This window comes from Imperialibacter sp. EC-SDR9 (assembly GCF_902498805.1).
Lineage (GTDB): Bacteria > Bacteroidota > Bacteroidia > Cytophagales > Cyclobacteriaceae > Imperialibacter.
In genome coordinates this window covers 73163-96657 of record NZ_LR701586.1, presented here as the reverse complement: position 1 = coordinate 96657, position 23495 = coordinate 73163, and the positions used below count along the sequence as shown (strand labels likewise).

Genomic DNA, 23495 nt, shown 5'->3' with positions numbered 1-23495 from the left:
CTTCATAAATAAAACATATTTACCTTCTCAGGCAGCTACAAGTCTTTATTCGTTAAAACAATTACCTATTTTTTAATGAAATAGGTTGGAGATTTGCCAAAATAACTCTTAAAAGCTGTTGAAAAATAGCTGGCCGAACGATAGCCAGTCATCGCTGCTATCTCCTTCATTGAATATTGACCATTTTGAATCAGGTCACGGGCTCTCTCCAGTTTCTGAGTATTGACGTACTCAGAAAAACTGCTGCCTGTGAGGCGTTTCAATTTTTTTTGAAAACCAGATGGACTCATCTGGAAAGTAGCGGCCATTTCATCAAGGTTCGGCTGTTTATCAGGGTGTGATGCGATTTTTTCATTCAACGTCTCCAGGAAACTTAAATGATTGGTTCCATTAATCACTTTGATTTGACCCGCAGCCGTTTTGATCGCCACCGACTCACGCAGTTTGGTTACGTTAATTATCGTGTATAAAAGTTCTTCTATTTTGAATGGCTTACAAATGTAGCCATCGGCTCCCTGGCTCAGTGCATTGAGCCGGTCGGCCACAAGCACCTTGGCCGTCAGCATGATAACAGGAATGTCTTTCCATTTGAGATTCTGCTTTACCTCACTCAGCAATTCAACTCCGTCCATTTCGGGCATCATGATGTCCGTCACGATAACGTCCGGCGCAAAAGAAGAAAGTAATTTCAGCGCCTTTCTACCATTGTCAACCGCTTTAACGTTGAAATTTGACACCTCGAATAAATCGACAACTGAGTTCCTGATTGCTTCATCGTCTTCAACCAACAATATTTTCTTCATACTGCCTCCACGCAACAATTTATTTAAACACAACAGAAGATGGATAGACAATAGCTGATAATACGTATCAACTAATTGTGATACGAATTGTTTGAGAGTATTGAAGTTTACGCAGCGTAAGTCGTTTTAATGTATGTAAAAAAAACAAAAAAAAGGCCAATAATCGGCCCTTTTTTTTTCGACAAATATTATTTCTGCTAGCGATACATCACCGCATTCACCGCATCAATCGTCTTCTTTGCGTTCGGCAAAATGAATTCAATCAACGTAGGGGCGTAAGGAAGTGGGACATCGAGGTTGGTTACTCTCCTTACTGGCGCATCGAGGTAATCGAATGCGTAGCGCTGGATGTGGTAAGTGATTTCTGAGGCAATAGACGCCAGAGGCCAGGCTTCTTCTACAATCACCAACCTATTGGTTTTCTTCACCGAATTCACCACTGTATCGTAGTCGATAGGGCGAACGCTCATCAAGTCGATAATTTCGGCTGAAACTCCTTCCTGCTGAAGGGCGTCGGCAGCTTCGAAAGCCACTTTCATCATTTTACCAAAAGAAACGATAGTAACATCATTTCCTTCTTTTACCACCTTGGCAGTACCAAGTGGAATCAGGTATTCACTTTCAGGCACTTCACCTTTGTCGCCGTACATCAGCTCCGACTCCATGAAAATAACCGGATCGTCGTCACGGATAGAAGACTTGAGTAAGCCTTTGGCATCGTATGGGTTGGATGGCACCACCACCTTCAACCCAGGTGTGTTGGCAAACCAATTTTCAAAGTTTTGTGAGTGCTGCGAGCTCAGCTGGCCTGCATTTCCTGTAGGTCCACGGAAAACGATAGGCACATTGAACTGCCCACCCGACATCGACATCATTTTGGCAGCGCCATTAATGATCTGGTCGATGGCTACCAATGAGAAGTTGAAAGTCATAAATTCTATGATTGGTCGCAGTCCGTTCATAGCGGCACCTACGCCCAGTCCGCCAAAGCCTAATTCAGCGATTGGAGTATCGATCACTCTTTCTGGCCCAAACTCATCGAGCATACCCTGGCTTACCTTGTAGGCACCATTGTATTCTGCCACTTCTTCCCCCATCAGGAATATTTTGGGGTCTTTTCTCATCTCTTCGTTCATCGCCTCACGAAGGGCTTCTCTGAATTGTATTTCTCTCATCGTATAGTCTTTCTAACGGCGTGCTAAGTTAATATGGGTTGGTACAAGAAACAACATGGATTTTGATAAGTGAGGAATATTGCTCGCAGAGGCGCAGAGGCGCTAAGGGAGGAATATTGCTCGCAGAGACGCAGAGGCGCTAAGGGAGGAATATGGCTCGCAGAGACGCAGAGGCGCTAAGGGAAGAGAATGTTTCCAGCAGAAGTGTAGGAGTATCAGAAGAGGAGATCCCTACTCAAAAGCGCCGGGGAATCCATAGCGAATTGAAATTGGATCTGAATAAATGTCACTCCAAGCACACTAATACCTTACATATGAGTTAAATGCACTATTTTACGTTCAAAAAAATGAATAAATATGACAACACTACACGAAAACGACATTTCCAGAATTATTGTAAATAAACTATATGAAATACACAGTCAGCTCGGTCCTGGATTATTCGAGACAGTATATGAGACCATTCTACATCATGAACTGACAGCCGAGGGACTCAAAGTTGAAAAGCAGAAAGCCATACCCGTGGTCTGGAAAGGTATAAAGATGGATCAAGGTTTTCGGGCAGACTTGATTGTTGAGGACAAAGTCATTGTGGAGATTAAATCCATTGAGTCGCTGGCTGATGTGCACAAAAAACAGCTTCTGACCTACCTAAAGCTCACCGGACTAAAATTAGGTCTGCTTGTCAACTTCAACGAGTCTTTAATAAAAAACGGCATTATAAGGATTGTCAATAACCTATAGCAGACCAAGCAAAGCCTTCGAGCATTCCTTTTTTCTGCGACTTTGCGTCTCTGCGAGCAACTAAAAATCAGCTGATGGTCGCTCCCGGATTTGTCACCGCATTGGCCTGCAACAGTCTCAGGTTACCCTCTTCATCCTCAGCTGACAAAATCATGCCCTGCGATTCAATACCCATCATTTTGCGGGGTGCCAGGTTAGCCAGCACCACTACCTGCTTTCCTATCAGGTCTTCAGGTTGATAATGCTTGGCAATACCGCTCAAGATCGTGCGTTTGTCGATGCCCGTGTCGAGCAAAAACCTGAGCAGCTTGTCCGACTTGGGCACTCTTTCGCACTCCAGCACAGTAGCCACTCGCATGTCTAGCTTGGTGAAATCATCATACACTATCTCTTCCTTAAGCCCGGGTACTTCCATCTTTTCTGCTTTTTTTATTTCGCCTGCTTTTTCGGCAGGACTGTTTAGTTTCTTTGTTGCTTCCAGCTTTGCTATCTGAGCCTCCACCACATCGTCTTCTATTTTTTCGAACAGCAGCGTCGCTGCCTCCAGTTGGTGCCCGGCCGCTAAAAGATCACCTTTTCCAAGGTCGCTCCATTTGACGCCTTTCTGGTTGAACATGCCACCTAACTTGCTGGCAGTAAACGGTAAAAAGGGTTCGCATACCACCTGTAGCGTGGCGGCTATTTGCAGAGCGACGTTCATGATGGTTTTCACACGCTCTGAGTCTGTCTTGATCAGCTTCCATGGCTCAGTGTCGGCCAGGTACTTATTACCTAACCTCGCCAAATCCATCAATGACACCAACGCTTCCCGGAATTTGAATTGCTCAATAGAACCAGCAATTACTGCGGGGAATTCCGCCAACTTAGCCAGCGTTTCTTCATCAAACTGAAAGAGCTCTCCCCTCTGAGGCACCTTGCCTTCATAATATTTATGAGTAAGCACCACTGCCCTGTTCACAAAGTTGCCAAAGATGGCCACCAATTCACTGTTATTTCTTGTCTGGAAATCCTTCCAGGTAAAGTCATTGTCCTTGGTTTCCGGCGCATTGGCACAAAGCACATAACGCAGCACATCCTGCTTACCAGGAAACTCCTCCAGGTACTCATGCAACCACACTGCCCAGTTGCGGCTGGTGCTGATCTTCTGGCCCTCAAGGTTCATAAATTCGTTAGCAGGCACATTGTCGGGTACCACAAAATCGCCGTGCTCCATCAGCATGGAAGGGAAAATGATGCAATGGAAAACGATATTGTCCTTGCCTATAAAGTGCACCAATCGGGTATCCTCGTCCTTCCAATATTTCTCCCAGTTGTCGGGCTTCAGTTCCTTCGTGGCGGAGATGTAACCAATGGGCGCATCGAACCACACATAAAGCACCTTTCCCTCTGTGTCTGGCAAGGGCACTTTCACACCCCAATCGAGGTCACGAGTCATGGAGCGAGGCTGCAGACCCTGGTTTAACCAGCTTTTGCACTGACCAAATACGTTGGTTTTCCACTCGGGGTGGCTGTCTACGTACTTCTCAATTTTAGGCTGCAGCTTGTCCAGCGGCATATACCAGTTTTTGGTAGGCTTCATCACTGGCTTTTCACCGCTCAGCATCGAACGGGGATTGCCGAGCTCCTGAGGGCTTAAGGTGCTTCCACATTTTTCACATTGATCACCGTAGGCGTTTTCGTTGCCACAGGTGGGGCATGTGCCCACTATATACCTATCTGCCAAAAACTGGTTCGCCTTTTCATCAAAATATTGCTCGGTGGTTTGCTCCTCAAAAATCCCCTTCTCATAGAGGTTAAGGAAAAAATCCTGCGAGGTTTTATGATGAATCTCCCGGCTTGTGCGTGAATAGGTATCAAACGAAATACCAAACTCAGCAAAAGAGTTCTTAATGATATCGTAGTATTTATCCACCACTGCCTGAGGGGTTGTTCCTTCATTGCGGGCCTTCAGCGTGATGGGCACGCCGTGCTCATCCGTTCCACTCACAAACACAATATCCTCCCCCATTGAGCGCATATACCTCACATAGATGTCGGATGGGAGATAGCAGCCAGCCAAATGACCTATATGGATAGGCCCATTGGCATAGATCAATGCAGCAGTAACGGTGTGTCTTTTGTAAGTCTTCTTAGCCATTATTCTTGGTTTGGGCTGCAAAGATAGGGGAAAGTACTTAAGTGTGTAAGCTCCCGTAAGAGTTATTGGCTATACTACTCTAATGTAAGTGGTGACCACATCTCCTTTCATTTTTATAGTATACTTTGTAGTAACCAGAGCTATTGTGCAAGTTGCATTAAAGTATTGTCGCATGGAATACAAAACCATTCCTCCACCGCATTCCCTCGCTGACTACGTCCGGTTTTTCTGGACTCTCGAAGCTGAAGTGCCAATCGGTGGTCACTATATCCACCGTGCCATGGCCGATGGATGCAGCGAATGGCTTTTTCACTACCAGGGGACTTTTCGGGAGGTGCTGGGCCAAAACAAGACCGACAAGTCGTTTACTTCCGGATTTCAGGGGCAAACTAGCAGGTACAGACGTTTCGTTACTGACCAAACCTTTGGCATCTTTGGGGTATACCTTTACCCGCATGCGCTGCCGGCCTTATTTCAAATCCCAGCCTGCGAGGTCAGCAATCAAATGCCGGACAGCAGGTCTGTGATGGGAAAAAAGGGCGATGAGCTTGAAAACAGAATAATGACGGCAAAGAACAATGAGCAACGAGTGGCCATCCTGTCGGCATATCTGCATTCGAAGCTTCAGCAAGTGAAAAGTGAACCTTATTCGTTGGAACATGCCATCAAAGACATTATACGAATGAAGGGCCAGGTTTCCGTCGACGAACTTGCCAGTAGACACTGTCTCTCAAAAAGGCATTTTGAAAGGAAATTCAAAGCGCTGGCAGGCATGAGCCCAAAGCTTTATTCCCGGGTAGTACGGTTTCAGTCTGTTTTCCCCGAGCTAAATCAGGTCAGGCCGTCGCTGACAGAAATCGCTCTTCAATGTGGCTACTACGACCAATCGCATTTTATACAAGATTTTAAAAAGTTTGCCGGATTTAGTCCAGGAGCGTTTTTGCGTGGCAACACAACAGAAACCGTGAACTGGGCAGGTTGAAAGTCGCTTTTTTCCAATTTTTACCCCTTCTTTCTCTCAATATTGCGGTCATAAAATTTGAACTATGAAAGCTACATCTATTATTCCCTGCCTCGGCTACAACGAAGCCCTTAGCGCCATTGATTGGCTATGCGATGCATTTGGATTTGAAAAACACCAGGTGTTCGCCGAGGAGAATGGCGTGGTAAGCCATGCCGAGCTAGCGCTTGGCAACTGCATGATCATGGTGGGTACCCAGGACAGCGGAAGTCCCTACAGCAGGCTCATCAAGCACCCTTCTGCCGTGGGAAGTTTTGAAACTCAAAGCCCCTACATAGTGCTGGATGAAAGTGAAGTGGATGCACTGTACGAAAAGGCGAAGAAGCACGGCGCCCGGATGGCCATCGAGCTAAAGCTGGAGAGCTATGGAGGCAAAAACTTCTCTTGCTACGACCTGGAAGGTCACCTGTGGAACTTCGGCTCTTATGACCCCTGGCAAGTCGAAAAAAAACAGTAAGCGTATGGTGTCTAATGACAGGTTCAAGGAAATGGCCCTCTCACTACCTGGGGTAGAAGAGCGGCCTCATTTCGACAGAGCTGCCTTCAAAGCCAGGGTAATCTTTGCTACGCTTCATGAAAGCAGCCACACTGCCAACATCAAGTTCAATGAAGTGGATCAATCGGTTTTTTGCGAATTTGAAAAAGGGGTGTTCCCTGTTCCAAATAAATGGGGGCAACAAGGCTGGACTACGTTTGAGCTGGACAAAGTGCCGGAAGAGTTAGTCAAAGATGCACTAGAAACAGCCTACAGGGAAACGCTAAACAAGAAGAAATAGGGTAAACACCTGACTCACCGCTCACTTACCTTGTCTTTTAAATTACTATTTCTTAACATAGCTTCTTTTAGCCATGTTTTATTCGTACCTTTGCGGGCGAATTTCATAAGACATGTCTAATAATATCCGTAATATCGCTATTATAGCGCACGTTGACCACGGTAAAACTACCTTGGTTGATAAAATCATCCACCAGTCCAAGCTTTTCAGGGATAACCAGGAGTCTGGTGATCTCATCCTTGACAATAATGATCTGGAGAGAGAAAGAGGAATTACCATCCTTTCAAAAAATGTATCCATTCGATACAAAGACGTCAAGATCAATATTATTGATACACCTGGTCACTCCGATTTTGGTGGTGAAGTGGAGAGAGTATTGAAAATGGCTGATGGCGTGTTGTTACTCGTAGATGCTTTTGAAGGCCCTATGCCACAGACACGCTTTGTGCTTAGCAAAGCACTTGCTCTGGGACTTAAGCCTATCGTTGTGATCAACAAGGTAGACAAAGAGAACTGTCGCCCCGACGAAGTACATGAGCAGGTATTTGAGCTAATGTACAACCTTGACGCCACGGAAGATCAGCTTGACTTCAGAACTGTTTACGGTTCTTCGAAGCACGGCTGGATGAGCCACGACTGGAAAGAAAAAACAGAAGACATCACAGCATTGCTGGATACCATTCTGGAAGTGATCCCTCCGGCTCCTTTGAGAGAGGGCTTACCCCAAATGCAAATCACTTCTCTGGATTTCAACGCCTACACAGGTCGTATTGCTATCGGTAGGGTATTTCAGGGCAAACTTGTTGAAGGCACCGTTATGGGTCTTTGCAAGAAAAACGGAGTTGTTAAGAAAGTTAAAATAAAAGAAATCAGTGTATTTGAAGGCCTGGGAAGGCTAAGAGTACCTGAAGTTTCTGCTGGTGATATTTGTGCACTTGTTGGTATTGAAGATTTTGAAATTGGTGACACCATCACCGACGCAGATAATCCACAGCCGCTGCCAAGGATTTCTATTGACGAGCCTACCATGAGTATGCTCTTTACTATCAACAACTCACCTTTCTACGGCAAAGAGGGCAAATTCGTGACATCACGTCACGTTAGAGATCGCTTGTTCAAGGAAATTGAGAAGAACCTTGCTTTACGTATTGAAGAGACTACTTCTGAGGATAAATTCCTGGTATATGGTCGTGGTGTGCTTCACTTGTCTATTCTTATTGAAACCATGCGTCGTGAAGGCTATGAGTTTCAGGTAGGTCAGCCACAGGTATTATTCAAGGAAGTCGACGGCATCCGCAATGAGCCTATCGAGCTTCTGGTAGTCGACGTGCCACAGGAATCTGCTGGTAAGGTGATCGAACTCGCTACGCAAAAGAAGGCTGAGCTTAAGATTATGGAACCAAAAGGCGACCTGCAGCACCTGGAATTTGAGATTCCTGCCCGTGGCATCATTGGCCTGCGAAATAGCGTACTTACTGCTACGCAAGGTGAGGCAATTATGACGCATCGTTTCTTGAGTTACCAACCCTACAAAGGGCCAATACCAGGCAGAATCAATGGTTCTATTATTTCAGTAGACACCGGAAGTGCTACGGCCTACAAAATTGATAAACTGCAGGACAGAGGCACTTTCTTCGTTGAAGCAGGGGATGAAGTGTATGGCGGCATGGTGATTGGAGAGCACTCGAGAAATAATGACCTTGTGGTCAACATACAGGAGGGCAAGAAACTGACCAACGTAAGGGCATCCGGAACCGACGACAGTGCAAAAATATACCCAAAAAGAAGGTTCTCTTTGGAGGAAGCACTGGAGTACATCAAGAAAGATGAATACGTGGAAGTAACTCCCCTTTCGATCAGGATGAGAAAAATCTATCTTGATGAAAACGAGCGCAAGCGCATGGACGCTAAAATGTCGGAGTAAGGTTCTGCTGAATATTTCGTAAACCGCAAAAGCCAAAAGGCTTAATTTAGGGATAACAAGTAAATGTTATCCCTTTATTTTTGTGATGAACTTCGAAAACCTAGACAGCTTATATCGCAGCAGCCCTGGCGCCTACAAGCAGCTACTCGAATTTATGTACCAGGAGTTTGAAAAAGCTCAGAGCAAAATAACTTCAAGCATTGAAAAAGGTGATTCTACAGCCTTTTCTCACCTAAAGCATAAGATTTTCTCTACACTCAATACGCTAGAGTATGTGGAGCTCATGGACGCACTTACTCAAGTAACAAGTTTCTATGAAGGCGACAAAAGCGTGAGTGCAAAAGAATTGACATTCAGGGTGAGTGACCTTTTTCAACACCTATTCCATCGCCTTGACGACAAGATAGCCGAGCTAGATGAATTGAAGGTGATGTAATGTTTTGTGAAAGATTCAAGAAAAGACCGTGTCCTGATGGCTTATCACATAACAATTTGAATATCAGCTTTCAATATTTACATATCACAAGCTGCCAGCAGAAACTTCGGGTGAAATTTTCTTCACCAGACCCTGCAATACCTTTCCTGGCCCACATTCTATGAAATTAGCAGCGCCGTCTGCTACCATATTCTGAACCGACTGTGTCCACTTTACGGGAGCCGTAAGCTGCGAAATCAAGTTCTTTTTAATTTCATCGATACTAACCGACCCTTTGGTTGTTACATTTTGATAAACCGGGCATATTGGCTGAGAGAAATGAGTCGCCTCAATAGCGGCTGCGAGCTCTTGTCTGGCTGGCTCCATCAACGGGGAATGAAACGCCCCGCCAACGGGTAACACCAACGCCCTTTTTGCGCCAGCCTCTTTCATTTTCTCACAAGCAATTTCTATCCCTTTCAAAGAACCGGATATAACCAACTGACCCGGGCAGTTGTAGTTGGCAGGCACTACCACTTCACCAGTGACTGAAGCACAAACCTCCTCTACCTTTTCGTCGGCGAGGCCAAGCACTGCGGCCATTGTAGATGGCGTAAGCTCACAAGCCTTTTGCATGGCGAGTGCCCGCTTGCTAACAAGACGAAGGCCATCTTCAAAAGAGAGCGATTTATTGGCAACAAGTGCTGAGAATTCGCCAAGAGAATGGCCCGCTACCATATCAGGTTTGAAATTATCTGAAACCATCGCCATTACCACTGAATGTATAAAGATGGCCGGCTGGGTGACTTTAGTTTGCTTCAGCTCTTCATCAGAGCCACTGAACATGACATCTGTAATCCTGAATCCCAGTATTTCGTTTGCCTTTTCGAACAGCGCTTTTGCCTTTTCATTGGTATCGTACAGTTCCTTGCCCATTCCGGAAAACTGAGCCCCTTGCCCGGGGAAAACATATGCATTCATAAAGGATGTGAGTTGGTTTCAACGAACAAAGCTACAAAGAATATACAAATGTCAGTTCCTGAAAAGAGGATGTACGGATCACCTAACCAGTTGAACCCAGCCTTTTAACTCTTCCCTCCCCTGCTGCTGATCAAGCACATCAAATTCTACCTCGGCCACATAATAGTAAACCCCCGAAGGGAGGTCTATCCCAGCCTCCGTTTGTCCCGCCCAGTTGATAAAAATGGAGCCTTCAACACCACGGGAATTGGTATAGAACACCATCTTTCCTGACCTGTCGTATACTTTGAAGTCGACCGACTTCACAAAACGCATGCACCTCGTTAAGTCAAAATCGGCGATGGTTCCATCATTGTAATAAGGAATGAAAAAGTCATTCTTCCCGTCATTGTTAGGAGTAAAAACATTGGGCAGCTCAAAATAGGGGCAATTATCGTTGCACACCGGATCAGTCCAGTCGCTTTCATTTCCCGACCCGTCCACTGCCGCCACCCGGTAACAACCTTTGAAAGATTTTAGGTTTTGATGGGTAAAGTTTGTGGTGTTCACCTGAGCAATCAGGTTGTAGGTTCCCTCCTCCCCAAGAGCAGAAAAGTACACATTGTAGCTAACAGCCTCATCCTCACAATTTAACACAGCGTCTTTTTGCCACAGTATTCTATTCGAAAAGTCGCTATCTCCACAATCACTGAACTGAGTCTGGGCCTCGCAGGAAAATGCTTCGTCCAGCGCCAGGCTAATCGGCGGGCACGGCGGCACTTTGTCATCGAGGTAGCCACAGATAATCTGTGACCTGTTGAGGAGCGGAGCAGCGATTGCGGGATTCCCGTAGCTACCCTGGGTGGTTACATAATAGCAGTACTCGGTCTTAGGCACCAATCCCACGGTATCTGCAAAATGAAAATTCTGACCGGTGACATCTATAGTTGAAATAAGGTAAAAGCCATCGGGGTCGACCAGGTCTACATTATTTCGGTAGATAAAATGCTTCGGGAATTCCTCTGAGTTGTTTGACCAGGGAACATCAAACGTCCAGTTGACATCAATACTTGTACTGTCTGACTTCAACTCAAGTCTGACGGTGGAGGCAGCCGATGAAGCGCCAACAACCCGACCGCTGTCACCCAAATGACGAACAAAATAGTTGTAGGGAAGATCGACTGTGTTCAACTCCTGATCGGCCCAGGTTGTATCCTGCGTTGTGCCAAGGCTTACTATTTCATCATCGCCACTCAGGCCTTTTGCTCTTAACACTTCATAGGTATAAGGCGGGGGGAAGTCAGCCTTATCAATATCGAATGGAGATCTCCATGATACATTTACTATCCCGTTTTCAACTGAAGTAGCATCTACATCTACATGCGTAATCACTGGTGTGTCAGCTCTGGCGATAGCGCAAGCTTCCGCAGACACATAGGAAAGGCCGCCCTCCGGCTCGTAAAAAGAAGCGACTAACCGATAGCAATAAGAAGCTCCCGGATCTAACCCGGCTCCCAGGTTGTCGTCTGCATACCCAAGAGCACCGGCGTCAACCACGTCGATTAGCTCATAACCGGCATATGCCGGCATGCCTACCTCACAGTTGGCTGGGGTAAAGTCGTAACTCTCGACCCGCCGCCAAATTTGCAGCAATTCAGCATTGGAGCAGGTGTACTCATCCCACGAAAGTCTGACTGTTCCATCGGACTCAGCGTCTGCTGTAAGACCTGTTGGGGCTGGTGCCACTACTGTGATGTTCCAGGTGTCAAAGTCCACAAGCTTTGCGCCACCATCGGCGGGCTCGTCTGTCACTTTGAAACGAATTTCATATGGACGCCGCCGGACATGGCTGCAAGTAGTCTGCCACATAAAATTCAATGCTCCGGGTGTTTGTTGATAAACTGGTGGGTCAGGAGAAAACGAAGCATTGCCACTCGAAAATTCAAAAGGGCCACCAAAAGCTTCCATCAAAACCCTCTTTCCTTCAGGGTCATTGCCAGTTACCTGGTCTTGTATGAGCGTACCAGCCTCTACGCAAATATCTTCCGTCAGTATCAAATCCGGAGGCCTGTTGTCCGACTCCTCTACTATAATTTGCATGTCCCGTGTTACCTGGCCCAGAAGCTTCCACTCACCAAAAAATATGCGCCATTCTTCCACAATGAATGCAATGTTGTATTCGCCAGCCATCCCTGGCGCATCCCAAACAAGGTCGCCACTTATGGGGTCAAGTGTAAATGATGGAATGCTGTCCTGGTCTTGGTTAGCCGCAAAATAATCCCTGCCTTCGTAAAAAATTCTATTGTTGGGATTCCTATAGTTAAAAACAGAATCAAATCGGTTCTGCTTTGGGTACCACATCCTGTAGGCCAGGCTATCACCGTCCTGATCGAAGGCTCCTGGGTTGTGAACAAAACGTGCACCTACGACAGCATGGTCTACCGGAGGCACCAACAGCACGGGGCTGCTATTCAGCTTGTAAGCTGGGTCTATTGCCAGCATGGTTTCAATGTAAAAGGGAGTCTCCACTGAGCGCACCATGTTGAGAACACCCGCATTTCGATTACTTTCCTGGTAGCTGATGGTATAGCCACCTGGTGCCGGGTATGTGTAAGTAAACACAAACCTGTTAAAAGCCACATCATCGCCCAACGGAATGGTTTCCTTGGGAGCCAGGTTTTTCAATGCATAAACTGATCCGTCCCCCATACTGATATTCCCCTCCCCAAACTGAATCGGCGAGCCGGTGTCTGTGTAGGCGATGACAGTTATTTCGTAGGTATGAGCACCGTTGGAAATACGCCTGGCGGTGATCTCGCCTGCCCGGATGTGGGTAGCAAATGTCGCTGTGCAGGAAAAAAGCAACAAAAGAAATACCGGTAATAGTCTTCTCATTAGCTGGAATTACTTAAGTGACTAACTCATGTAATAACAACTCAACGAGGATTTACCGTTAATTATCTCTTCCTTTTAACGTGCATTTTCAAGCAGGTACGCTCTCTACAAACCGCTTCTTAAGTCCTGGCTCCGGCATACGGCATTGATCTCTCTTACCAAACCATTTGTATCTGTTGGCTGCTACAAAATCGTAAACGAAGTTTCTCAGAAAGACAGGCACAATTCTGAAAACATACAAAACAGGCCAAAGCCCCCCTAATTGTCTGCTAATTTCAAGTGCCGCCCGGCTCTTCTTGTAAAGCACACCATTCCGCCAAAGCATCACACTTTCAAGCTTTGCATCGGTTATACCCTGACTGCGCAACAGCACCTGCCCTGCCTCCGACTGAAGAGAAGCAAAGGAAAAAATGGCCTTTCTGTCTCTTTCAATCACGAAATTGACTGAAGAGTTGCAGAGATTGCACACACCGTCAAAAAGGATCAGGCTGTCGGGAATGCCTGCTATTTCATGATCTGCACCCATCCCTTATACTGTTTATTCATTTGTTTAGGATCCAGCACGTCAAACGTTACGTCAGCAGTGTAGAAATAAACACCCGACGGAAGCTCCGAGCCTTCGTTGGTACGGCCATCCCAATCAATCAGGATGCTGTTCTCCACGCCCGCAGAAGTGAAGTTGTAGATAGCGTTACCTGCCCTATCGAATACAGTAAATACCACGGCATCAACAAACCGAATACATTTCGCCCTGTCGAAACCTGTGATCGTTCCGTCGTCGTAGAAAGGTCTGAATACATCATTCCTGCCGTCGCCATTGGGGGTAAATACATTTGGTAGCTCAAAATAAGGGCAATTGTCGTTGCAAACGGCCTCGCTCAGCTCACTTTCATTGCCAGATCGGTCTACGGCCGAAATTTTATAACAACCCTTAAACGAAGCCAGGTCAACGTGACGATAGGTAGTAGTAATAACGTTATCAATCAGGTTAAAGGAACCCTCAGCACCAGTTTCGCTAAAATAAATATTGAAGCTTCTTACGTCGTCCTCGCATCCATCGGAGGAATCCTTTTCCCAGCTCAGTTTGTTGCTAAAGGCGCTAAAATCGCAAGACTGGCTTTGAAGCACTGCATCACAGCTAAAGCTTTCGTCAAGCACAAAATTTACAGGGTCGCAAGGCGGCGTCTTGTCATTGGGTTGCCCGCATATAATTTGCGAACTATTGATCAGGGGCTCGGCCAGGGCCACGTTTCCATAAGAGCCCTGAGTGGTTACATAATAACAATATTCCAGATTCTCGTTTAACGGCACTCCGTTGAACGATCCATCGTCCCAAAAATAGAAGCCCTCTTCGTTGACGTCCACAGAGGCAATTTGAACAAGCTGGCCTGGGTCATTCTCATCTACCCTGTTGCGGTAAATGTAATGAATCGGGTAGTCCTGAGTGTTGTTCGACCAGGGCACATCTGCATCCCAGGTCAATTCTATAGATTGCAACAATGGCTTTAGTTCCAGCCTCACCTGAGAAGCTACACCAGAAGTATCGATCAACCCTCCCTGGGTATCCACCAGATGAACCCTGTAATTATAGGTTACATCCCTGGTGTTCAACCCATTATCCAAAAACACCGTATCGTTAGCAATCACCCCAAGGCTTATCATGTTCTTTTCACCCTGTAGCTCTTCCGCTCTGAACAATTCATAATTATACGGCGGCGGAAAGCTGGCCTGGTCAATCTCAATCGGAGGACTCCACCTTACCTCTATTTCGCCTGCTTCTACTGACGTGGCCTTCACATCCACATTCATAATAACCGGAGCATTTATTTCGAGAATACCGCAGGCCTCTGCTGACGCATAAGAGACCCCACCGCCCGGGGTAGGAAACACAGCCACCAGCCGGTAACAGTAGTTGGCCGCCACATCCAGTTTTTGGCCTTTGTTGTCGTCAGTGTACGAGCGGGCGCCGTCATCCACCACATCAATCAGCTCATACCCGGCATAGTCAGGCATGCCCACTTCACAGTCTATGGGCGTAAAATCGTAACTGTCGACCCGCCTCCATATCTGTATATACTCAGCATTGGCGCATTCATAGGCATCCCATTCAAGCGCTATGACCTTGTCAGGTTTTATTGTTGCCGTTAACCCGGTAGGGGCCGGTGCCACCACGGTGATGTTCCAGGTTTTGAAATCCACAAGCTTTGGACCTGCGTTTGGCGGCGGATGCGTATCTACCACCTTGAACTGCACCTCATAAGGCCTGTCACGCACATGTCCACACACCGTTTGCCATGTAAAATTCAGAGTTCCTGGCGACGGCTGATAGGCCGGTGGAAACGGAGAAAAGGTGGCTGGAGACCCAAGAAACTCGAAAGGACCGCCATAGGCCTCAAGTATTACAGGAAGCCCATCCGGATCGATGCCAAAAATATCTTCTTCTATTAGTGTACCCGCCTCAACGCAGATATCTTCAGGCACAATGACTTCCGGACGTTCATTCTCAGAATCTTCAATAATGATCTGCATATCCCTGGTTACATACCCCAATTTTACCCAGGTGCCCAGCACATTTCGCCACTCTTCCACAATAAAGGCTACGTTGTATTCGCCTCTCAATCCAGGCGCATCCCACACAAGATTGCCCGAAACAGGGTCGAGCGAAAAGGTAGGAGGGCCGTCTTGGTTTTGATTAGCGGTAGCGTAGTCTACCTTGGTATAAAACTTAGGATCGATAGGGCTTCTGTAGTCAAATACTGTATCGTTATAATTTCTTTTGGGTACTGATATCCTGTAGGAAAGGCTGTCTCCATCGGGGTCGTAGGCACCAGGGTTGTGGATGAAGGTGGCACCAACTGCACCCCTGTCGACTGGTGGCACCAGCAATACAGGCGTATTGTTGAGTCCATAAAAAGGGTCGATGATAAGCTGCGTCTCAGTATAAAATGGAGTTTCTACACTGTTGGCCATATTCACCACACCAGCGTTGCGATAAAACTCTCTGAAACGAACTGTATAAACACCAGGCGCCTGATAGGTATGGCGAATGGTAAACACATTTGACGCCACTTCGTCACCCAAATTGATGGTGACAACAGGGTCGGCTTCCGACTCAACATTCAGCACCGTTCCATCACCAAAATCAATATCACCCCCGCCAAATTTCACCGTCGAACCGGTATCTGTATATCCAATAATCGAAAACTCGAACTCAAGGCTGGAATTGGAGATTCTGCGGGCGATAATCTCACCGGCCCTGATGTGGGTGGCAGATACATTTGAAGTGGACGACAGAAGAAAGATCAGCCCTGCACTCAGCGTCAGTATTAACTTTTTCAACATAGGTTGTTGTCGACGGGTTTCTATCAACCAAGTAAACACTTGTTTCATCTAAACGGTTGCAAGTATTTTTTTGTATTACTCTTTTATAAATCTCGAATAATAAATTTGCTGGCCCAGATAGGTGCGAAGCAAATAAATTCCTCCAGGTAGGTCTTCAGTGTTCAAGGTAGCCAAATTACCATTAATGGGAATGCCGGTTTTTAAAATACTTTGTCCGGCAGTATTAATAAGCTCTATTTCCTGCACTTTGTTCGAATGCATTACTGGAAATTGAATAATCATTGTGCCAGCCACAGGATTGGGATAAGTATGTAAAATGACCGCCTCCTTCGGATTACCGACGGCATTAATCACATATTCTTCTCCGGTTGGATTAACGGCAAACGATTTAACAGTTTTAAAAGGATTGAGTCTGTTTAAGCTGCGAGCCGCCAGCACAAAATAGACGGGTTTAGTAGCCGACTGAGGCAATGCTGCAAACCCATTGAAACCGGTACCCCCGACAATGGTATCTGCAAGCTGATGTCCATCAATATCCGCTCCATCCCAGCTTAATAAACCACTAGAGTAAAAGCTCCATTCGAGCGAGTCAGCAACCATTGTTTCATAACCAACTGTAAAATCAATCCTTCCATTTGATGTAACCTGATAGTCAAAATCGATATTGGGGGGTAGCATGTCACTTTCCACATTGATAATTTGTAAGTCGACCGTAGTTTCGCTCAACTTGTGGACTTCACCGTCCACTTTTCGGTATTCAATGACTTTGTAAGCGATGCCAAACTCTCCGGCAAGTTCAGGGGTATCCCAGGTCAGCTGACCACTAAGCTTGTCAAGTTTAAAAACAGGCTTGTCATCACGATTTTCCCCCTTATAAAATGAGATATCATTCGGCCATCGGTAGCTATCTACCTCCTCAGCAAAATCTCTCAAAGGCACAGCCAAACTATAGACTAGGCTATCACCCTGCTCGTCTTTGCTACCAACGGAACTGAAAAAACGACTTCCAGCCCTGGAAAAAACAGCTGGAAAAACGCCCAACTCCGGAGTGGAATTGGCGCCAAAGAAAGGATCAACGATCACTTGCGTAGAAACGAAAAAGGGCGTTTCGGCCGAATTTTCCATATTTATCACGCTGGCATTGCGGAAAAATTCTTTGACCCTGACTGTGTAAGCGCCCGGTGCCTGGTAGGTGTGGCTAATAGCGTATTTGGTAAGTGAAGTTTCATTGCCCAGCAAAATAGTTTCGTGGGTAGCATCACCACCTTCAAGGCTGATAGTCGTCCCATCCCCAAAATCCAGCTCACCTCCGCCAAAACCTACAGAAGAGCCTGTGTCGGTAAATCCAATCACCTCAAACTTATACGTCAATGAACCGCTACCCGACACTACCCTGATATACCCTCCTCTGATATGGCTGGCAAACAGGCAACTGAGAGAACCCAACAAGAAAGCTGCAAAGCAAGCGATGACTTTCATAATGTCTATTTTAGATAAAACAATTCCATTTTACGGCTGGTTGTAGCCCGGGTAATCAATCAATAAACAACGAACCAGGTGCTTCCCCCAATGGATAAATTTAGAAGCGTTCAAAATAGGACAGGCGGATTGGTAAAGTGCCGCTCGGGAATTACCTTTGGCTGGTTCTATTTAAAACGTTTGTGTAATACAAAAAACATATGAGTTGGTTAACTGATTCACTAAAAAGCAGCATCTTCCGAAAGCTCCTTATGGCGCTCACCGGGCTTTTCCTCATTCTGTTCCTCACTGTTCATCTTGCAGGAAATATCCAGTTAATTTTTAACGACGAAGGGCAGGCGTTTAATATATATGCGCACACGATGGCACACAATCCCTTTATCCAACTGGTGTCCAAATTCAACTTTGCTTTTATTGTCATTCACGTCATTTACTCCATTTGGCTTTCGAGGATAAACAAGACAGCCAGGCCAGTAAAATATGGTTATTCTGCCGCCAGCACCAACAGTCCATGGACATCCCGCAACATGGGTATTCTGGGCACACTGATATTGGTTTTCCTGGTGATCCATTTAAAAGGTTTTTGGTGGGAATTCAAAAACGACAGCATTCCCATGATCACGTATGACGGTGAAACAATGCCCAATGTGTTTCTGGTTGTGAAAGCGGCTTACAGCAATATATGGTATGCAGCAGTGTATGTGGTGAGCATGTTCTTTGTGGGCTTTCACCTGTCTCACGGATTTGCCAGTGCGTTTCAAACGCTGGGTCTCAATCATGTGAAATATACACCGGCCATCAAGGCTATCGGTAAAGGCTACGCCATTATCGTTCCGGCCGTATTTGCCCTTATTCCAATCCTTATTTACATCAAGAGTTTAGGTTAATCATCATCGATATATGAAGCTAGATTCCAAAATACCTGCAGGCCCACTGGCTGAGAAATGGACCAAACATAAATTCAATGTGAAGCTGGTTAACCCGGCCAACAAGCGTAAATATGACGTGATTGTGGTAGGTACCGGCCTGGCTGGTGCCTCAGCTGCAGCCTCATTGGCCGAGCTCGGCTACAATGTGAAGTCCTTTTGCTTTCAGGATAGCCCAAGGAGGGCTCATAGTATCGCTGCCCAGGGTGGTATCAATGCCGCCAAAAACTATCAAAATGATGGTGACAGCGTATTCCGGCTTTTCTACGACACCATTAAAGGTGGTGACTACAGAAGCCGTGAAGGCAATGTTCATAGGCTTGCTGAGGTGAGTGTCAACATCATAGATCAATGTGTAGCCCAGGGCGTTCCATTTGCCCGTGACTATGGCGGACTGCTCGCCAACCGTTCATTTGGTGGCGCTCAGGTGTCACGTACCTTCTACGCCAAAGGCCAGACAGGCCAGCAGCTTTTACTTGGTGCCTACAGCGCTTTGAGCCGCCAGGTAGCCAACGGCAAAGTGAAGATGTACCCACGCACAGAAATGCTTGACCTGGTAATGGTAGATGGCAAGGCACGTGGTATTGTGGCACGCAACCTAATTACCGGCGAAATAGAGTCACACAGTGCCCATGCAGTATTGCTTTGCACAGGTGGCTACGGCAACGTCTTCTTCCTTTCTACCAACGCCATGGGCTCCAACGTAACGGCAGCCTGGAGAGCACACAGAAAAGGGGCTTTGTTTGCCAACCCTTGCTTCACGCAGATTCACCCCACCTGTATCCCCGTTCACGGCGACTTCCAGTCGAAGCTCACGCTGATGTCTGAGTCGCTCCGCAACGACGGTCGTGTGTGGGTGCCAAAAGACAAAGCAACGGCTGAGAAGGTGAGGAAAGGAGAAGTAAAACCGGCCGACATTGCTGAAGCGGATCGTGACTACTACTTAGAAAGAAAATATCCTTCATTTGGCAACCTCGTTCCCCGTGACGTAGCCTCAAGAAATGCAAAAGATGTGTGTGATGATGGCAAAGGCGTAGGATCTACCGGCCTCGCCGTATACCTCGATTTTAAAGATGCTATAAAAAGAGACGGAGAAGACGCCATCCGGGCAAAGTATGGCAACCTCTTCGATATGTATGAGCAGATTGTTGGGGAAAACCCTTACAAAACGCCAATGATGATTTACCCGGCGGTGCACTATACAATGGGTGGCCTTTGGGTAGACTACAATCTTCAGACCAACGTGCCCGGGCTCTATGCACTTGGGGAGGCTAACTTCTCTGACCATGGAGCTAACCGATTGGGTGCTTCTGCTCTCATGCAGGGCCTTGCCGACGGTTATTTTGTGATTCCCTATACCCTGGGCGACTACCTCGCACAAAACCCTGCTGACAAAATATCAACGGATCACCCAGCATTCAAAGAAGCTGAAACTGGCGTCAAAAGCCAGATAGAAAAACTTCTTTCCATCAATGGCAAAAAGCCTGTGGATCAGTTCCACAAGGAGCTTGGGCACATTATGTGGGACTACTGTGGCATGTCGAGAACTGCGGAAGGCTTGAAGAAGGCTAAGAAAATGGTGCAGGAGCTGAGAGATGAGTTTTGGAAGGATGTGAAAGTTGTGGGCACAAGCGACGAGTTGAACATGTCGCTGGAAAAGGCCAACAGAGTGGCTGACTTCCTGGAGCTTGGTGAGTTGATGATAGACGACGCACTGAATCGCAACGAATCTTGTGGCGGACACTTCAGAGAAGAATACCAAACTGAAGAAGGAGAAGCCAAAAGAGACGATGAAAACTTCTCTTATGTAGCTGCCTGGGAATACAATGGCCCGGGAAAGGCCACTTTGCACAAGGAGGACTTGGTTTTCGAAAATGTGAAGCTAACGCAACGCAGCTATAAGTAACAGATAACTATTAACGATTAACTTTTAACAGGTTAAGCATGGATTTAACATTAAAAATCTGGAGACAGAAAAATAGCAATACCGAAGGCAAGTTTGTCACCTACGAGGTGAAAGATATATCGCATGAGTCTTCGTTTCTTGAAATGCTTGATGTGCTGAACATTGGGCTGGAAGAAAAGGGCGAGGAGCCGGTGCATTTTGATCATGACTGCCGGGAAGGCATCTGCGGCATGTGCAGCTTGTATATTAATGGCAAGCCTCATGGCCCTCAGCAAACCACTACTTGTCAGCTCCATATGCGCAGCTTCAAAAGTGGCCAGACTATTTGGATTGAGCCATGGAGAGCCAAGGCGTTCCCCGTCATCAAAGACCTGGTGACTGATCGCAGTGCATTTGACAGGATCATTCAGGCAGGCGGCTATATTTCTGTGAACACTGGTGGTGTGCCTGACGCTAACGAAATTCCAATTCCAAGAAAGATAGCTGATGAAGCGATGGATTCGGCTACCTGCATTGGCTGTGGAGCTTGCGTTGCAGCTTGTAAAAATGCATCTGCTATGCTTTTCGTTTCGGCAAAAGTGACCCACCTCGGCTTACTTCCGCAAGGCAAGGTGGAGGCTAAGACGAGGGTAGAAAATATGGTGGCTCAAATGGATGCCGAAGGCTTTGGAGCCTGTACCAACACTGGCGCTTGTGCAGCTGAGTGTCCCAAGGAGATTCCTTTGGCTAACATTGCCAAAATGAACCGGGATTTTATTGGAGCGAGATTGACTTCAGAGAACGTTTAGAAATATTTGACTTAAATAGAAAAGGGGCTTCGGCCCCTTTTCTATTTACAGAATTATCATTTTTTTATTGTGTCTGTATCCCACAAAAGCTTAAGCGCATCCACCAAGCTGCTTTTCAACTCTTCAATTGTCTTTCCTTGACTAATAGCGGCTGGAACTTCTTCTATCTGGCCTACATACCATCCATCCTCTGCTTTTTCAATTATTGCGGTAAGTTTCATATCCAAAAGTTAACACAATTTGATGATAAAGTAATCAATCCTCCTCCACCTCACTCACCGGCTTAAAACCAGCGGGAACTTCTTCTTCCTCCTCGTTATCCTGTCCGTAGGCAAAAACTTCGACAATAGAAGTTTCCACCACTTCCGGCACTCGGAATGTTACCAGCATATTGTTCAGGCTTTGATGGATGCGGTCATAAGCATCTTTTACATCGTGAGCGGTTACAATCATCAGGTTCGTTACCTTCTTCTCTTTGCCGCTGTCAGCATCGGTGACGAAATAGGTGATTTTGCACTTGTGCCAGAAGTCGGCGTCTTCATACAGGAACACATCGGTGATGCGGCTTTTGGTCAGGCTGGTGATCACAAACTCACCTCTTACCCGCTCGCTCAGCTTTTCGTACATGATGGCCTCCGCCTCAGTATAACTTACCGCATCGAGCAGATAAGTTTCTGTGGTGTTTTTCAAATGACCTTCGTCGTCTTCTTTCTGATACTTCGCCTTGCAAACAAACCAAATACGCATAATACCTCTGTTTTTTATTGGGCTCCAAAGATAGGGCATCCTTCCGGAAAATGGCTAGGCACTCCACCAAAACTGTCTGGCTTTTTTCAGAAGACCACATCGACCGCAAGCTGAGCATTTCACGAGTCACAATATTTAGGTGGCGTGCAACCCTCCAGTGTCTGACGGCCCCGACCCAAGGTGCCGACTAGCCGTGCCGACACCAGCCTCCATCTTCGGTCTTCCGGCTCCCGTCTTCGATCTTCTGTCTCCCCTTCCCACTCTCCGACTTTAATAACTATCTTTGCACACTTATGTGGAATATTAAAAGAAAAATCACTGTTCAGTGCCATCCCGGCCTCCCTCCTTTTGCCGCCAACGAACTCAGAAGCCTGGGGTTTCCTGTAACTGAAGAAGCCAATATGCATGTGGTAACTGAGGGCACCCTGCACGACTGCATGTACCTGAATTTGCACCTCCGCACCGGTAACCGCATCCTTTGGGAGATGGGCAGCTTTGAACTGAAAGATTCGGAAGGGCTGTACAAGAATATTTTTGAAATGCCATGGGAAACCATCATTCCCAACGACGGTTATTTCAGTATCCACTCATTCGCCAAGCATGAGTCGATTAACGACACCAGGTATCCAAACCTAAAAGCCAAGGACGCAATTGTTGACAGAATCAAATCGAAAACGGGCCGTCGACCAGATTCCGGTAACGACTTCAACGAAGCTGTGGTCTACTTCTTTTGGAACAGGGAAAACTGCACTGTATACATCGATACTTCCGGTGAAACGATATCTAAGCATACCTATCGGAAAATGCCTTTCAAGGCACCAGTAGCCGAACCGTTGGCGGCAGCTATTGTGCAGGCAACTGAGTGGAGCCCGTCGATTCCACTCATCAATCCCATGTGTGGTAGCGGCACCATCGCCATCGAAGCGGCCCTAAAGGCTGCCAATATTGCGCCCGGACTGAACAGACACAATTTCGGTTTTAAACACCTCATTGGGTTTGACAACAACGCCTGGAAAACAATGCTGGCCAGCGCCAAATCAAAGGTGAATGCGAAAATAAACGTGACCATCATTGGTAGCGACCGAGACATGAAAGCCCTGCAAGCGGCCCGCACCAATGCTTCAGAAGCAGGTGTGGCCTCAATGATCAAATGGGAGCTTTGCCCCTACGAAAATACTACCCTTCCAGATGGTGAAGGCATCATTATCCTCAATCCTGAATATGGGGAACGCATGGGAGAAGAATCGGAGCTTGAAGCTGTTTACAAAGGTATTGGCGACTTTTTCAAGCAGCGCTGCCAGGGAAAACGAGGTTTTATATTCACAGGCAACCTCAATCTGATCAAAAAGGTGGGGCTTCGCTCGTCAGCCAAATGGCCGTTCTTCAATGCTAAGATCGATTCCAGGCTGGTGGCCTACGATATGTATGAAGGCTCCAAAAAGAATTAGGTTTCCGTT

At 46.6% G+C, this 23495-nt stretch carries 20 protein-coding genes; 10 read left to right on the top strand and 10 right to left on the bottom strand.

Annotation, left to right across the window (positions count from 1 at the left end; genetic code table 11):
* Positions 1-65: 65 nt before the first annotated feature.
* Together GC130_RS14900 and GC130_RS14895 are read right to left on the bottom strand one after the other, a co-directional pair.
* Positions 66-803, bottom strand: coding sequence for a response regulator (locus tag GC130_RS14900; RefSeq protein ID WP_151999129.1), 738 nt, complete (start codon positions 801-803; stop codon positions 66-68).
* Between the two features lie 197 nt (positions 804-1000).
* Positions 1001-1978, bottom strand: a complete 978-nt coding sequence (locus GC130_RS14895) for a pyruvate dehydrogenase complex E1 component subunit beta (protein WP_151999128.1) — start codon at positions 1976-1978, stop codon at positions 1001-1003.
* A 357-nt stretch (positions 1979-2335) separates the two neighbouring features.
* Here GC130_RS14895 and GC130_RS14890 point away from each other — a divergent pair, with 357 nt between their 5' ends.
* Positions 2336-2722, top strand: a complete 387-nt coding sequence (locus GC130_RS14890) for a GxxExxY protein (RefSeq protein ID WP_151999127.1) — start codon at positions 2336-2338, stop codon at positions 2720-2722.
* 67 nt (positions 2723-2789) lie between these two features.
* On the opposite strand, the gene metG is transcribed toward GC130_RS14890, so the two are convergent.
* Complete coding sequence (gene metG, locus GC130_RS14885) at positions 2790-4859, bottom strand: methionine--tRNA ligase (RefSeq protein ID WP_151999126.1); 2070 nt, start codon at positions 4857-4859, stop codon at positions 2790-2792.
* Positions 4860-5031: 172 nt separating this feature from the next.
* On the opposite strand from metG, the gene GC130_RS14880 reads away from it, so the two are divergent.
* The 5 genes from GC130_RS14880 (at position 5032) to GC130_RS14860 (ending at position 9016) form a co-directional block, all read left to right on the top strand.
* Positions 5032-5841: an AraC family transcriptional regulator gene (locus GC130_RS14880; protein ID WP_151999125.1), complete on the top strand. Its 810-nt coding sequence runs from the start codon at positions 5032-5034 to the stop codon at positions 5839-5841.
* Positions 5842-5905: 64 nt separating this feature from the next.
* Positions 5906-6337 (top strand): VOC family protein, encoded by a 432-nt coding sequence (locus tag GC130_RS14875; RefSeq protein ID WP_151999124.1) that lies wholly within the window; start codon positions 5906-5908, stop codon positions 6335-6337.
* Positions 6338-6341: 4 nt separating this feature from the next.
* Positions 6342-6656, top strand: a complete 315-nt coding sequence (locus GC130_RS14870) for an MmcQ/YjbR family DNA-binding protein (RefSeq protein WP_151999123.1) — start codon at positions 6342-6344, stop codon at positions 6654-6656.
* 112 nt (positions 6657-6768) lie between these two features.
* A complete protein-coding gene (gene typA / locus GC130_RS14865; RefSeq protein WP_151999122.1) occupies positions 6769-8580 on the top strand; it encodes a translational GTPase TypA in 1812 nt (603 codons plus the stop codon).
* A gap of 85 nt (positions 8581-8665) precedes the next feature.
* Complete coding sequence (locus GC130_RS14860; RefSeq protein ID WP_151999121.1) at positions 8666-9016, top strand: hypothetical protein; 351 nt, start codon at positions 8666-8668, stop codon at positions 9014-9016.
* Positions 9017-9100: 84 nt separating this feature from the next.
* Here GC130_RS14860 and fabD read toward each other — a convergent pair whose 3' ends face one another.
* The 5 genes from fabD to GC130_RS14835 all read right to left on the bottom strand — a co-directional run bounded on the left by fabD (position 9101) and on the right by GC130_RS14835 (position 17671).
* Positions 9101-9976 (bottom strand): ACP S-malonyltransferase, encoded by an 876-nt coding sequence (gene fabD / locus GC130_RS14855; protein ID WP_151999120.1) that lies wholly within the window; start codon positions 9974-9976, stop codon positions 9101-9103.
* Positions 9977-10054: 78 nt separating this feature from the next.
* On the bottom strand, positions 10055-12850 hold the full coding sequence (locus GC130_RS14850; RefSeq protein WP_151999119.1) for a gliding motility-associated C-terminal domain-containing protein: 2796 nt from the start codon (positions 12848-12850) through the stop codon (positions 10055-10057).
* 88 nt (positions 12851-12938) lie between these two features.
* Positions 12939-13376: a thiol-disulfide oxidoreductase DCC family protein gene (locus tag GC130_RS14845; protein WP_151999118.1), complete on the bottom strand. Its 438-nt coding sequence runs from the start codon at positions 13374-13376 to the stop codon at positions 12939-12941.
* A complete protein-coding gene (locus tag GC130_RS14840) occupies positions 13355-16192 on the bottom strand; it encodes a gliding motility-associated C-terminal domain-containing protein (RefSeq protein WP_151999117.1) in 2838 nt (945 codons plus the stop codon). Before GC130_RS14840 ends, GC130_RS14845 begins: the two co-directional genes overlap by 22 nt.
* Positions 16193-16267: 75 nt before the next feature.
* Positions 16268-17671 (bottom strand): T9SS type A sorting domain-containing protein, encoded by a 1404-nt coding sequence (locus GC130_RS14835; protein WP_151999116.1) that lies wholly within the window; start codon positions 17669-17671, stop codon positions 16268-16270.
* A 200-nt stretch (positions 17672-17871) separates the two neighbouring features.
* Here GC130_RS14835 and GC130_RS14830 point away from each other — a divergent pair, with 200 nt between their 5' ends.
* Genes GC130_RS14830 through GC130_RS14820 form a run of 3 tightly spaced genes read left to right on the top strand, consistent with a single transcriptional unit; the run spans position 17872 to position 21291 of the window.
* Entirely contained in the window at positions 17872-18558 is a 687-nt protein-coding gene (locus GC130_RS14830) for a succinate dehydrogenase cytochrome b subunit (RefSeq protein ID WP_151999115.1), read from the top strand.
* A gap of 13 nt (positions 18559-18571) precedes the next feature.
* On the top strand, positions 18572-20503 hold the full coding sequence (locus GC130_RS14825) for a fumarate reductase/succinate dehydrogenase flavoprotein subunit (RefSeq protein WP_151999114.1): 1932 nt from the start codon (positions 18572-18574) through the stop codon (positions 20501-20503).
* Between the two features lie 38 nt (positions 20504-20541).
* Positions 20542-21291: a succinate dehydrogenase/fumarate reductase iron-sulfur subunit gene (locus GC130_RS14820; RefSeq protein WP_151999113.1), complete on the top strand. Its 750-nt coding sequence runs from the start codon at positions 20542-20544 to the stop codon at positions 21289-21291.
* 56 nt (positions 21292-21347) lie between these two features.
* On the opposite strand, the gene GC130_RS14815 is transcribed toward GC130_RS14820, so the two are convergent.
* Both GC130_RS14815 and GC130_RS14810 read right to left on the bottom strand, forming a co-directional pair.
* Positions 21348-21512, bottom strand: a complete 165-nt coding sequence (locus GC130_RS14815) for a type II toxin-antitoxin system HicB family antitoxin (RefSeq protein ID WP_151999112.1) — start codon at positions 21510-21512, stop codon at positions 21348-21350.
* A 34-nt stretch (positions 21513-21546) separates the two neighbouring features.
* Positions 21547-22038, bottom strand: a complete 492-nt coding sequence (locus GC130_RS14810) for a DUF4494 domain-containing protein (RefSeq protein ID WP_151999111.1) — start codon at positions 22036-22038, stop codon at positions 21547-21549.
* 293 nt (positions 22039-22331) lie between these two features.
* Here GC130_RS14810 and GC130_RS14805 point away from each other — a divergent pair, with 293 nt between their 5' ends.
* On the top strand, positions 22332-23486 hold the full coding sequence (locus tag GC130_RS14805) for a class I SAM-dependent RNA methyltransferase (RefSeq protein ID WP_151999110.1): 1155 nt from the start codon (positions 22332-22334) through the stop codon (positions 23484-23486).
* The last annotated feature ends 9 nt before the right edge of the window (positions 23487-23495 follow it).